This window comes from Burkholderia sp. IT-111MI5, from assembly GCF_949752865.1.
In the GTDB taxonomy this organism is placed as follows: Bacteria; Pseudomonadota; Gammaproteobacteria; order Burkholderiales; family Burkholderiaceae; genus Burkholderia; species Burkholderia pyrrocinia_C.
The window spans coordinates 109,912-122,401 of sequence record NZ_CATKIF010000033.1; the positions used below are offsets into that span (position 1 = coordinate 109,912).

Sequence of the window (12,490 nt, forward strand, 5' to 3'; positions counted from 1 at the left end):
TCCGGATCGCAGCGAAGTGCCCGGCACCCGTCGCCCGCTTCGCTATCAAATGCCTGTTTCACTTTGATGACGATTTATTCGTCATCCTTATCATGATCTGCACGATGCTTTTCACACGCTTCGATTCGAACTCAGCTGCAACGCATCTGCACCGCCCGCGCATCCGCCGGAAAACCGAACTGCGCGTGCGCGAATCGCATCAGCGTATCGACACACGCCGCGAGCGATGCGCGGCCGGTGTCGATCGTGAGATCGGCTTTCACCGGCGGCTCGTACGGCGACGAGACGCCCGTGAATTCCGGCAGCGCGCCGCACCGCGCCTTCGCATACAGCCCTTTCGGATCACGCGCCTCGCAGCAGGCCAGCGGCGTGCTCACATACACTTCGCGAAATGCCTGCCCCACGATCGATCGCGCTTCGTCGCGCATCGCCGCGAGCGGCGAAATGACCGAGACGATCGCAAGCGCGCCCGATTCGCTCGACAGCGCCGCGACTTCGGCGATGCGCCGCACGTTCTCGAAGCGATCGTGCACCGTAAAGCCGAGATCCCGATTCAGTCCCGCCCGCAACCGGTCGCCGTCGAGCACCACCGGATGCACGCAGCATTCGCGCAGCCGCGCCGCCAGCGCGTCGGCCAGCGTCGTCTTGCCCGCGCCCGACAACCCCGTGAGCCACAGCACCCCGCCCGCCCGTTGCGACGACGCACCGCGCACCGCATGCGTCGCGTCTACCGATAAGGACGAAACGACGCCGGAAAACCCGCAACGATCGCTCTTCATCGCGCTCGCCCGCCGGTGTTCGCGGGCTCGTCGTCCTCGCGCGGACGCGTTTGCCAGAAGCCGCCCTGCATCGTCACGATCGACGGCGTTTCCGCCCATTGATGCGGGCTCAGGATTTCGGCACGCCGCACGTTCGGCAGCACCTGCACGTCGAAGATCTCGTCGACGCCATTGAAGAACTGAAGGATGCCGAGCACGTCGCCGCTGTTCGCGTCGAGCGCGGCGACCCCCGCGACCAGCCCATCCGATTCGCTTTCGATCGGCAACCCCTGCGGGCCGCGCTTGTCGCGCAGCTTCGACAGTCCGACGAACAGCACGCCGCCGTATTCCGCAAGGCCGTGCGTAAAGCCCGGCAGCTTCGCGAGCACCCGTCGCGCGCCCGATTGCGGATCGATCTGCAGCACGTGGCCGCGACCGCCTTCGAGCACGTGCAGACGCCCGCCGATCACGCGCGGCGAATGCGGCATCGACAGCCCCGATGCGACGACCCGGCCGGACGGCACCTCCATCACGATCCCGCCGCCGGCCATCCCGCTTCGCCAGCCGAACGGCTCGTCGCTCATCCCGAGCGCGGTCGCGAACCGCACCTTGCCGTCGGCGAACGCCATGCCGTTCAGGTGGCAGCGATCGTCGGGCACCGTCGCCGTCACGAACGGCGGCTGCCAGATCGGCGTGAAGTTGAAATAGCCGTCGATCACGCTGATGCACGAATAGCGCGTGTTGACCGCGAGCAGGACGTGCTTGTCGAACGCCATGTCGTGCAGGTCGAGATCGCCGGTGTAGTAGGACATACGTGGCACGAACATCGCGTCGTAATGATCCGGGCGGCCCGGATAAAGCGGCGCGAGCGTCGACACGTTGGCAAACACCATCAGCTCGTGCATCGTCGCGACCGCGAGCCGGTTGCCCGACACGGCCATTCCCATCGAGCGCGGCAACAGGCACGCGGACAGCGTGGGCACGCCGCCGTCGACGCCGATCACCGCGACGCCGGACGGGCGCCGGCTCACGGCCAGCGAGCACTTGAGCGCGTCGAGCACCTGCAGGAAGCGCCCCGTGTCGCGCAGGTTGATGACCGGCGCGAGCGCTTCCGCTTCCCGCGCCGATACGTGGTCCGGCGCCGCGCCGCTAGCGCCGGCCGGCCGGGTTTCCTCGAACTGTTCCACTGTCATGCACCTGTCGGCTTCACGCCGCGTGATGAGAAAAATGCGCGCGTCCGCGTCGTCCCGCCCGCCGACACGACGCATGTGCATCGGTCGCGAACGGGGCCGCGTACGGCGCACCAAGTCGCAGCTCCCACCTACCTAGACGGAACGAAGCGCGCATTGCCGCAATTTTTTTGCGTGACGTCGACCGATCTGCCGCCACGGGCAAACGGTCGACACAAGCGGCCCGCGTGTGCCATGCCGTGCAACCGACAAGGCGCGGACTGCAATGCGCGCGCAGCCAGCCCCTCGCGCGATGCTCGCGAGACGCGGCGCAAGACCTTGCGTGGCCCCCGCTTCGTGTGCGTGCCGTTGCCCGGCCGATCTCCGGCTCTTCAGCGGCCCGCACTTCCGCACGGACCGCCGGCAAACGTGTTGCCGTCCTGCTGGCCGACATGCGAAAACGCAACGCGCCAGCGTGCGGCCGGCACCATCCTCCGGTTTCAACCGGGAAGTTTTTGTGACATTCCACTGAAGATATTCACGAAACGCACGCAGAGCCCGGCAGGGGGGCCGCGCCGATTCCGCGCCGATACCGTGTACGCACCGCTGACTCCCGATGCGCCCCACGGCAAACCACCGGCACGCACGAAATCCTGCGGCTTGCGCCCGCCCGCTTCGTCCTAGCTATTGAGAACGGACAACATCAACGACAGGACGATCCATGTCATTCGCGACGATGCTCGTACGGTGGCTCGCCGGGCGATTGTCCGGCGCCGTCGGAACACCGGGCCGGCTGCTTCCGCCTGCCGCTCATGCAGCGCAGAATCCGCCGCTGCGCTGGCGCATGCCCTGGCTCGCATGGCAACTGCTGTCGTGGACCGCACTCACGCTGCTCGCTCCGCCGATCTGGACGATCGGCACGCTGCTGCTGATCAATCCGTCGAGCGACCAGCCCTTGTTCTGGGCGCTTGCGATGGCGATCGTCCCCGTCGCGAACGGGGTCGCGATCGTCGCGACGAACCAGCGGCATCACCGCGCGCCGTTCACGCGACGCCCGGCGGTCGCGCTGCACATGTTCGGCATCGCGATGACCGTCGGCTGCACGCTGTTCGTGCTGCTGCTGTGGCGTTCGCACGCGATCGCCAGCCTCGTCGGCCCGCTGGCGGCCGACGGCATGCGCACCGCGACGCTCGCATGCTGGGTGGCGGGGCTCGCCGCGCTGTTCGGCGTCACGTCATCTGCGCATGCGAGCATCGCGCATGCGTGGCTGGCGTTCGAGATCTGAGCGCGCCGCGCCGACACTGCCGGGGGCACGCGGATGCATCGATACGGGACAGGAACGGCCGCGCACGTGCGCCGCGAACGCGGCATCGCGATCGTGACGGTGCTGCTCGTCGTCGCGCTGGCGGCCACGCTCGCGGCCAGCGTGCTGTGGCGCCAGCAGGTCGCGACGCGCGACGTCGAGAACCAGCGGCTCGCGACGCAGACGACGTGGGTCGAGCGCGCCGCGGTCGAATGGGCGCGCGCGACGCTGCGCGCGCAAAGCGCGACGTCGAACGTCACGTTCGTCGGCCAGCCGTGGTCCGCGCCGGTCGCCGACGTGCAGCTTTCGGACCTGCTGCCGTCCGACGCGCTGGCGGTCAACGCCGAGCTGTCGCGCGCGTGGATCTCGGGCAGCGTCGAGGATGCGCAGGCCCGCTTCAACCTGATGAACCTCGTATCGCGCGCCGCGCCCGGCAAGCCGTGGCAGTCCAACGGCGAAGGTGTGCTAGCGTACCGGCGGCTGCTCGGCCAGCTATCGCTCGAACCCGCGCTCGCGCAACAGACGGCCGACTACATGCTGCGCTCGCTGCGTGACGCGAACGGCCCCGGCGGCTGGCCGCTGCAGCTCGTGTCCGTCGACGATCTCGCCCGCATCCCCGGCTACGACGCGCATGCGATCGAAACGCTCGCACCGTTCGTGACGATCCTGCCCGACCTGACCGTCGTCAATGCGAACACCGCGGCCGAGCCCGTGCTCGTCGCCGCGATTCCGACGCTGTCGCCCAGCCAGGCAAAGCGGCTCGTCGACCGGCGAAACACCGCGTATTTCGTCAGCACCGGCGACATCGCCGAATACCTGCTGCCCGCGCAGGGCGGCAACCCGACGCTGCCGGACGGCTCGTCCGTCGGCGTGACCAGCGGTTATTTCATCGTGCACTGCCGCGTGCATTCGGCACGTATCAACGCGCGCGTCGACACGCTGGTCGCGCGCTACGGCAGCGGCAATTTCGCGTGGACGTCGGTCATCTGGGTGCGGCGGCTCGCGAGCTGAGGCTGGAAGCGGTGTGCGCGTCGCGTGGCGGGCCGGCAACGCACGGTCATCGGCCCGCATTGCGCATCCACGCCCACTAGTTCAACGACGATTCGCTCAACGCGACCGGACGCAAGCCCTGCGACGCCGCCGCATCGAACGACAGCCGCGTGAGGCTCGTCTCGCGCACTTCGCCGAGCAGCCGGTTCCAGTCGTCGATCGACACGAGCAGCGCGATCGGCCGGTTGTACTTGGTGACCATCACGAGCGCCTCGCCCGCGTGCCGCAGCGCCTTCGACGGATTGCTGCTGAAGTCGCGCGTCGCCATCGCGATCGTGCGCAGGCTGAACACGTTCGCGGCCGGATCGTCGCCGTCGTCGTGCATCAGGCGCTCGAGCGTCGCCGCACGCAACAGCGCCTGCGACTTCGCGGACAGCCGGTTGTCGCGACGCCGGCGCCGTTCGCTGCGCGGATCGACGTGCACGGCGAGCATGCGCACGATCTGACCGAGCGCCGTCGCGGGCAACTGGTCGTAACGCTCCCACCACTCGGGCGGCAGCGCGATCATCATCCCCGCATAGGTGGCCGTCACGCCGTCGGCGATCAGCGACGGCAGGCGCTCGACGTCGCGCGTGTCGAGCACGAGCGCACCGCCGACGACGCGCGTCATCACGCTGAACGCGTTGTACGCGAACGCCGCAATCCCGCTCGCCAGCAGCGCCGCGCGCGCGGGCACGCCGCCGAACGGCGCGCCGCCCGTCACGGGCCCGAGCGGCAGCGGCAACGCATCGCGCCAGCGGCGGCACGACAGTTGCACGACCTGCGGCGCGTCGAACCGCTCGGCCGGCAGATCGGTCAGCAGCGTGACGATTTCGCCGGTTTCGCCGTGCGCGGCGGCACGGCGCCATTCGAGCCGCCGAAACGCGGCCGACACCCCGCCGTCTCCTGCCATCCCGACCGACTGTTCGTACACGCGCCCGTCGCCGAACCCGCCGGCTTCCTGCCAGTCGCCCAGCGGACGGCACGCGGCCGCGCGGCCGTATTCGCGCACGACGAACGCGCCGCCGCGGCGCGGCCAGCCGGACAGGATCGCGTCCGTGTCGAAGCGCCCGTCGACGATCCACAGCTCGCCCGGCCTGACCGTTTCGAGCAGCGCGCCGACGAAGGCGCGCTCATGCGAGCGGCCGCGCTCGTAAGGCAGCAGGTCGACGATCATCCCGAGTTCCGGATCGTAGACCGGCAGCACGCGCGGCCCGTCCGCGGCGGCATCGCGCGCGGGGCCGTCGCACGCGCGTCCGCAGCCGCAACCGTCGGCCCGCGGTGCGCATGCATCGCCGGCACCGTCCAGCACGCGCAGCCGCATCCCGTCGACCGCGCGCGCGCCGTCGACGGTGCGCACCGACGCGACGGGCAGCAGCAGTTCGACGCTGTCCTTCGCCAGCGCACGCCCCCAGCCGGACCGCCACCGGCTCATGCGATCGTGCAGCGCCGTCACGGCAGCGCCCGACCCCGGCGCAGCCGCGCCGGCTGCATCCGGCATCCGCTGCCACGCGGCAATCGCCGCGATCGCGTCGACGGCGAGTGCGAACAGCGCCTCGCGGGTCGACTCGTCGTCGGGTTCGTCGCCAGCGTCGGCCGCGGCGCCGATCCAGTCGTCGTGCAGCGCGCACTGCAGCACGAGCCGCGTCATGATCGTCATCGGGCTCTGCTCGACAAAGCGTTCCACGATCGTGCGCATCATCGGGTTACCCCACACTGTCTGGTTGAGTGCGCGGGCCGCCGCAGCGGCATGCGCGCGCGTGCGGCGCGACGCGATCGCACTTGACGGAGCGCTTTCGGCGCCGCAGCATCGTGGGCGACCGGATCCGCGCGACGACGCGCCGTCGCGGCGGTCCGCCCGCAATCGATGCACGAGGCACCGGCATGTACGTAGATCCACGCGTGGCGCACGGCCGCGCCCGGTTCGACCTGAGCAGCTCGCCGCGGCTCGTCGCCGACGAGCGCCGCTGGGAAATCAGCGACGTCGTCACGCGCGGCATCGACGATTTCGCGGGCGTGCGCAACCGCCGCAACCTGATGCGGCTGCTCGAACGCCAGATCGCGCCGAAGCTCGCACGCCTCGGGCTCGAGCCGTACGTCGGCGCGCTCGGCCACGCCGAAGGACTGTTCGTCAATTTCTCGACGATGAGCGCCGAGCACGGCCTGCGCGAATTCCAGCTTCAATTGACGGTGCCCGACCTCGTGCTGCGCAGCTTCGCGTCGAACGCGATCCGGCCGCATGCGGTCGCGCGCTGCATGCAGCGCAACGGCGTGATGTCGCTCGCGGAAATCGAGCATGAAACGCGCATCGCGTTCGTCGCGGCGCGCGTGATGCGCTCGCTCGCCCTCGCGGAAGGCTGGCAGCAGATCGGCGTGCCGACGCCGCACGGGCTGTTCGTCGGCACGCTGACCAACGCGCACGACGTCGCGATGAACACCTATTTCCGGCCCGGCGACAACGACCGCCCGTCGCGCTGGAGCGGCTTCTCGGCCCTCTTCTCGACGATGCCGGACTGGCGCCCGGAACAGGTCCGGCACGGCGGCGAACTGCTGCAATGGATGGTCAACCATATCGTGGCCCTGCAAGAATCCGCACCGTTCGTCGAACGCTTTCCCTTTCTGCGCGAGCCGCTGCGCGACGCCGGCGATCCGCTCGACGCCGCGTGGAGCGGCGCACGTGCCGGCATGCAGCGCGGGTCGCCATCCTGAATCGGGGCTTCCGAGGTCCGGCCGGCAAGACCTCGCCGCACGCCGCCCCGCGGCACGAACGGTGATCCGGGGGCCGATCCGGCCCCCGGTCCCGCTCTACGGTCCCCTCTACAGCCCCTCTTCACGGCCCCCTCGCTCTCTCATATACAAGGTCGAAGCGAGCCCGCGTAACCCGCAGACTTTCTTCCTGCGCCCGCTCGCCGAATCAATGCGTGCGCGGCGAGCCGCCCGGCTCACCCGGCTCCTGGCGACCGACCGTCTCCAGCACGGCCCACATCCAGATCAGCTCGCGGACCGTGCGCGCATGCTCGTCGCTCTGCGTGCGCCAGCGCCCGAAAGCGTCGAGTTCGTGTTCCGTCGTGTCGCCGGCGCGCAGCCACAGCAGCCAGCGCACCGCGCCCTCGCGGATCGCATCGGCGCGCGTGTTCGCGTCGCCGGAATCCTCATCCCGTTGCGATTCGTTCATGATCACGCCACCGCCCGAAGCTCCCTCGACACACATCCCCCGCACCGCGCATCGCTGCGCGGCCGGGGCGCTTGCCACCCACGCCTCGGGTCCGACGACGCCCCGCCGGTCTGCCACGAAAGACAGCCCGGCGTTTGCCGGCCCTCATTGATCAGGTCGTATCGGACGGCCGTAACCCGCAGCGTGCGGACGGCCGGAAAGGAGGCGAACGAATCGCCCGCGGAAGGAATACGGGGAATTGAAACGCGGGAAACCGCGTCAGCTCAGCAGTACGATGTTGCCGGGCAAGCGAGTGATGTGTGCGCCATACAGGCGGCCGACCATGTCGATCACGTCGTCGAGCCGCGTGATCGGGAACTGCGCCTGCATCCGGTTCGCGCCGAGCGACGCGCTGCGCAGGATCACCTTGCCGCGCCGGTAGCGATTGATCTCGTCGACGACATCCGCGAGCGGCACGCCGTTGAACACCAGCATGCCGCGCCGCCACGCACTGACCGCGCCCGGATCGATCCGCGACACGGGCTGCACGCCGCGATCGTCGTAGACCACCTGATCGTCGGCGTTCAACGTGCGCGCGCCGCGCGGATGCTCGAGTGCAACCGTGCCCGACAGGCAGGTCACGCAGACCTGCGTGCCCGTGCGCCGCACGTTGAAGCGCGCGACGATTGCCTGCATGCGGCCGCCGCCCGCGACCACGGTGACGGGCTGGATCGGCGTCGCACGGCCGGCCGGCGGAACGGCCGCGTCGATCTCCGCTTCGCCCGCGACGACTTCGACGCCGTGCGCGGCATCGCTCGCCGGCAGCACGTCGACGCGCGTCTGCGTATTCAGCGCGACCGTCACGCGCGACGACAGCGCGACGCTGCGCTGCTCGCCGGTGCCCGTGTGGTAATCGGCCGCGAGATCGCCGAGCGACGGCCACAATTCCATCGGCGGGCGCAACGCGAGCCACGACGCGCCGGCCGCGACCGCGAAGCCGAGGAATGCGCGCCGCCCGGTGCGCATCGTGCGCTCGCGCTTCGCGACGTCTGCCCAGGCAGCGGCCGTGCGCTCCTCGTGCGCGAGTTCGGTCGCGGCCGTGCGCAGCGAGCTCCACGTGTCGCGCAGCAGATCGGCGGCCTGCGGACGATCGGCGCACCAGCGCTCGAACGCGTCGGCTTCGGCCTGGCTCGCGCTCCCCGAGCGCAGACGCAGCAGCCACGCACTCGCTTCGTCGAGTTCGTCGTGGGCAGGTTCGGCCTGGGCTTTCGTCATCGTCCGGATGCTCAAAATTTGCGCGGGCCGCCTCGCGAACCCGTGTACGAATCACCGTCTTCTTCCTGCATGCGCTGCAGGCAGTACTTCATTGCCGCGCTCAGCTCGCTTTCGACCAGACGCAGCGAAATGCCGAAATGCTCGGCGATCTCGCGGTTCAGCAGGCCGTCCACGCGCGCGGCCAGCAGGATCGCGCGGCGCCGCGGCGGCAGGCCGCGCAGCACGTCCTTCAATGTATCGACCTTGCGGCGCGCCGCGACGATGCGCTCGGGATCGGCCAGTTCGTCGGGCATCTCGAGCAGCGTCTCGACATCGTCGTCGTGCAGATGGCGCCGTTCGCGGCGATGCTGGTCGATCGCGACATTGTTCGCCATCCCGAGGATATACGCGTCCGCATTCGTCACCTGCGTGGAGACGTTCGCATTTTCGAGGCGCAGCCAGGTTTCGTGCAGAGCGTCGGCGGCGCCGTCCTTCGACCCCGTCACGCGCTCGAGGCGCCTGACCAGGTACGCGTAGCGCGTCGCCAGCAGATTCCGGAGCCCGGAGCGGTTGCTGTCGGACATGGCGGCCTAGCCCCGAACGGCCGGCTGCGGCGCCGGACAGCGGAAATGCACGCCATTGCCGGCCGGCCGCAACAGGATCGTGACCGGCTGCGGCAAGTCCGCCGGCGGCGCGTCGTCCAGCTTCAGCGCGCGCAGCGCGCGCATCACCGCCGCGTCGCGGGCGGCCGAACCGCTCGATGCCACCATGTTGACCGCCACCACCGCCCCCCTGTTGTCGATGCGCACCTGCGCGACGAGTCGATAGCTGCCCGGCACGGCCGCCGGCTGCGCGCACAGCGCATCGATCAGATGCGCCTGCAGCGAGCCCGCGAACGCGCGCCGCTCGCCGGAATCGCCGATCCCGTCGATCGGCAAGGCCGCATCCGCCGGCGTGTCGGCCGTCGCGGGCGCCGTCTCGGCGGCCGGCTGCGCGACGATGATCGCTTCGTCCGGACGCGAGAATTCCGCACGCAACCCCGTTCCGGCCAGCATCCGCTCGAGCGCGTCGCGCGGTGCGAATTCGCCCCGGACCGGCGCACTCGTGCGCCCGTCGAGCAGCGGCGCCGGCGCCAGCACGATCAGCTCGGTCATCCGCGCAAAATCCTGCAAGGCCTTCGCGAGCGGCTGCGCGGGCAGATCGAACTGCACCGCGCTGCCCGGCTGACGGCCGATGGAACCGGTCTCCTGAGCCTGTACGCCGCGCATGCAAAGCACGACGAACGCGAGCCACGCGACGAGCGCCAGGACACCGGTCGGCGCCCGTGAACGAGTCATGAATCCCTGGACGGAAGTGGAGTTGCACGTTGCATGCCGGAACGCGCTCCCCCGTGAGCGGTTCCGTCGCAAGCGAACGACAGATTGTGAGCGGGCACTGTGACAGTCCGGTGAACCGTGTAGCTGCGCGCACCACTTTCGCGCGTCACGCGCGTGGCGGGCGCCGCATGCGGTTCAAGGCCGGCGCACGACGAAGTTGCCGATGCCCGTGCCGACGACAGCCATCCGCACGTCGCCGGACCACAGCGTGATCGTCACCGGCACGTCGATGCTTTCGCTGCCGAGCACCACGCGCGACGGCACTTCTCCGCCGCCGGTGTAGCGCACCGACACGCCCGTCACCGCGGTGCCCCAGCGGCGTGCACGATAGAGGTCGTCGGTCATCGGCGCCCAGCCGCCGCTGTCGGTGCGCTGCACGAAGCGATAGCCGCCGCCGACCGGCTGCCAAGCGATCGGCATCGATCGCACCTGCGCTTCGTCGCCGGCCGATTCGAGCAGGTTCGCCAGGCGCTGCGCCTCCTCTGCCAGATCCGTGCGGCGATTGCGCGACGGCGCAAGCGTCACGACCGCGACCAGCAGCCCGACGATCAGGAGCACGACGAGCATCTCCAGCAGCGTAAAGCCGCGTTGCATGCGGCGGCGTGCGTTTTTATGCGACTCGCCTGCGCGCGACGTTCGGGTTTCGTCGTGGCCCGTCATCATGCATTCACCCTTTCATCAAAGAATGGAAATCGTCCATCGCACCGACCTGCTGCCATGAAACCGTTCGCCCTGCTCCGTATCGTTCCGTCCAGCGCCGATCTGCTGCCGCTTGTCGCCACGCTTGCTTCCGGCGCAGCGCTCGTCGCTGTATCGCTGTGGGCCGTGCGTTTGCTGACCGTGTCCGACGCGCCTGCTCCGCCGCCTGTCGCACCGCCCGCGCCGTTCGACGTCACCGCGAGCGCGCAGCTCTTCGGCGCGAAGCCCGACAACGGCCGCGATGCGATCCAGTTGCTCGGCGTACTCGCATTCGACGCGCGCCGCGCGGCCGCGATCGTCAGCATCGGCGGCGAAGCGTCGCGCGTCGTGTCGCTCGGCGCCGCGATCGGCGAAGCCGCGAAGCTCGCCGAGGTTCGAGCGCGCTCGATCGTCGTCGACCGCAACGGCCTTCAACGCGAGATCGCGCTGCCTGCCGCGGAGAAGGTGAAGGTGTTCGTGCGCTGAGCCGCGTCTCACTGCACCATGTTGTTCAACTCGATGATCGGCATCATCACCGCGAGCACGATCACGAGCACGACGCCGCCCATCGCGAGGATCAGCAGCGGTTCGAGCAGGCTCGTCAGGAACATCGTGCGACGCTCAAGTTCGCGCGATTCGCCTTCGGATGCGCGATCGAGCATCGTCGTCACGTCGCCCGTCGCCTCGCCCGAGCGGATCAGGTGCACGAGCACCGGCGGGAACGTCTTCGTATGCGCCAGCGCGCGCGACAGCGCCGAACCTTCGCGAACGCGCACGATTGCGTCGTCGACATTCGCGCTCATCGCGCGGTTCGACAGCGTCTCGCCGGCCGCCTGCAATGCGCGCAGGATCGGCACGCCGGCGGCCGTCAGGATGCCGAGCGTGCTCGCGAAGCGCACTGTGTTGTAGCCGCGCACGAGCTTGCCCGCGAGCGGCGCGGTCAGCAGCCAGTGATCGAACCTGAGCCGCGGCCCTTCCTGCGACAGCACCTTGCGGATCGCGAACACGATCGCGACCGTCGCCATGAGCGACGCCCACCACCAGTGCCGCACGAAATCGGACAACGCCATCATCACGACCGTCAGCGTCGGCAATTGCTGCTTCGTGCTGGTGAACACGTTTGCCACCTGCGGCACCACGTAGCTCAGCAGAAACGTGACGATGCCGAACGCGATCAGCGTGACGATGCCCGGATATGTAAACGCGAGCAGGATCTTCTGCTTCAGCGCGTTGCTCTGCTCGATGTAGTCCGCGAGACGCGACAGCACGACGCCGAGCTTGCCCGTATGCTCGCCCGCCGCCACGAGCGCGCGATAGATGTCGGGAAAATCGCGCGGATGCTGGCCGAGCGCATTCGCGAACGAATGACCGCCAACGACTTCCGCGCGAATCGACGCCATCAGCTCGCGCAGGTATTCGCGTTCGGCCTGCTCGCTCAGCACCGACAGCGATTCGTCGAGCGGCAGCCCCGCGACCAGCAGGCTCGCGAGCTGGCGCGTGATGATCGCCTGCTCGCGCTGCGACAGCTTGCGGCCGAGCGACAGACGTTGCTGACGCTCGCCGTGCTGGCGTTGCGCGGCGAGTTCGACGACGAGCGGCGTGAGCCCCTGCGTGCGCAGATGGCTGCGCCCGGCGCGTGCGCTGTCGGCTTCGAGCACGCCTTTCAGCGTGCGGCCGGTGGGATCGATCGCTTCGTAGCGGAATGCCGACATGTCTGTGCCCTCGAGTCACGCATAGGACTTTTTTCCGACGACGTCGCGCAACGCGCC

At 69.3% G+C, this 12,490-nt stretch carries 13 protein-coding genes; 4 read left to right on the plus strand and 9 right to left on the minus strand.

Going from position 1 to position 12,490, the window contains the following annotated elements; genetic code table 11:
- Nucleotides 1-131 precede the first annotated feature (131 nt).
- Together cysC and ACM6JT_RS22410 are read right to left on the minus strand one after the other, a co-directional pair.
- Nucleotides 132-779 carry an adenylyl-sulfate kinase gene (gene cysC, locus ACM6JT_RS22405; RefSeq protein ID WP_414857320.1) on the minus strand — a complete coding sequence of 216 codons (648 nt, stop codon included), beginning with the start codon at nucleotides 777-779 and terminating at the stop codon, nucleotides 132-134.
- The gene (locus ACM6JT_RS22410) at nucleotides 776-1,951 is read right to left on the minus strand and encodes a TIGR03032 family protein (RefSeq protein ID WP_414857321.1); all 1,176 of its coding nucleotides are present in this window, start codon (nucleotides 1,949-1,951) and stop codon (nucleotides 776-778) included. Before ACM6JT_RS22410 ends, cysC begins: the two co-directional genes overlap by 4 nt.
- Nucleotides 1,952-2,648: 697 nt before the next feature.
- Here ACM6JT_RS22410 and ACM6JT_RS22415 point away from each other — a divergent pair.
- Together ACM6JT_RS22415 and gspK are read left to right on the plus strand one after the other, a co-directional pair.
- On the plus strand, nucleotides 2,649-3,212 hold the full coding sequence (locus tag ACM6JT_RS22415; protein ID WP_414857322.1) for a hypothetical protein: 564 nt from the start codon (nucleotides 2,649-2,651) through the stop codon (nucleotides 3,210-3,212).
- Nucleotides 3,213-3,245: 33 nt separating this feature from the next.
- A complete protein-coding gene (gspK, locus tag ACM6JT_RS22420) occupies nucleotides 3,246-4,241 on the plus strand; it encodes a type II secretion system minor pseudopilin GspK (protein ID WP_414857323.1) in 996 nt (331 codons plus the stop codon).
- A 76-nt stretch (nucleotides 4,242-4,317) separates the two neighbouring features.
- On the opposite strand, the gene ACM6JT_RS22425 is transcribed toward gspK, so the two are convergent.
- Complete coding sequence (locus ACM6JT_RS22425; protein WP_414857324.1) at nucleotides 4,318-5,961, minus strand: transposase; 1,644 nt, start codon at nucleotides 5,959-5,961, stop codon at nucleotides 4,318-4,320.
- Between the two features lie 182 nt (nucleotides 5,962-6,143).
- Here ACM6JT_RS22425 and ACM6JT_RS22430 point away from each other — a divergent pair, with 182 nt between their 5' ends.
- Nucleotides 6,144-6,968 carry a hypothetical protein gene (locus ACM6JT_RS22430; RefSeq protein WP_414857325.1) on the plus strand — a complete coding sequence of 275 codons (825 nt, stop codon included), beginning with the start codon at nucleotides 6,144-6,146 and terminating at the stop codon, nucleotides 6,966-6,968.
- A 205-nt stretch (nucleotides 6,969-7,173) separates the two neighbouring features.
- Here ACM6JT_RS22430 and ACM6JT_RS22435 read toward each other — a convergent pair whose 3' ends face one another.
- The 5 genes from ACM6JT_RS22435 to ACM6JT_RS22455 form a co-directional block, all read right to left on the minus strand.
- The gene (locus tag ACM6JT_RS22435) at nucleotides 7,174-7,434 is read right to left on the minus strand and encodes a FecR/PupR family sigma factor regulator (RefSeq protein WP_414857326.1); all 261 of its coding nucleotides are present in this window, start codon (nucleotides 7,432-7,434) and stop codon (nucleotides 7,174-7,176) included.
- A 258-nt stretch (nucleotides 7,435-7,692) separates the two neighbouring features.
- A complete protein-coding gene (locus tag ACM6JT_RS22440; protein WP_414857327.1) occupies nucleotides 7,693-8,688 on the minus strand; it encodes a FecR family protein in 996 nt (331 codons plus the stop codon).
- Nucleotides 8,689-8,699: 11 nt separating this feature from the next.
- The gene (locus tag ACM6JT_RS22445; RefSeq protein WP_034180387.1) at nucleotides 8,700-9,251 is read right to left on the minus strand and encodes an RNA polymerase sigma factor; all 552 of its coding nucleotides are present in this window, start codon (nucleotides 9,249-9,251) and stop codon (nucleotides 8,700-8,702) included.
- Nucleotides 9,252-9,257: 6 nt separating this feature from the next.
- Complete coding sequence (locus ACM6JT_RS22450) at nucleotides 9,258-10,004, minus strand: secretin and TonB N-terminal domain-containing protein (RefSeq protein WP_414857328.1); 747 nt, start codon at nucleotides 10,002-10,004, stop codon at nucleotides 9,258-9,260.
- Between the two features lie 174 nt (nucleotides 10,005-10,178).
- Nucleotides 10,179-10,706: a GspH/FimT family pseudopilin gene (locus ACM6JT_RS22455; protein ID WP_414857329.1), complete on the minus strand. Its 528-nt coding sequence runs from the start codon at nucleotides 10,704-10,706 to the stop codon at nucleotides 10,179-10,181.
- A gap of 54 nt (nucleotides 10,707-10,760) precedes the next feature.
- Between ACM6JT_RS22455 and ACM6JT_RS22460 the strand changes: the two genes are divergently transcribed.
- Nucleotides 10,761-11,207: a type II secretion system protein N gene (locus ACM6JT_RS22460; protein ID WP_414857330.1), complete on the plus strand. Its 447-nt coding sequence runs from the start codon at nucleotides 10,761-10,763 to the stop codon at nucleotides 11,205-11,207.
- 8 nt (nucleotides 11,208-11,215) lie between these two features.
- Here ACM6JT_RS22460 and gspF read toward each other — a convergent pair whose 3' ends face one another.
- Nucleotides 11,216-12,433 (minus strand): type II secretion system inner membrane protein GspF, encoded by a 1,218-nt coding sequence (gene gspF / locus ACM6JT_RS22465; RefSeq protein ID WP_414857331.1) that lies wholly within the window; start codon nucleotides 12,431-12,433, stop codon nucleotides 11,216-11,218.
- Nucleotides 12,434-12,490: the final 57 nt, after the last annotated feature.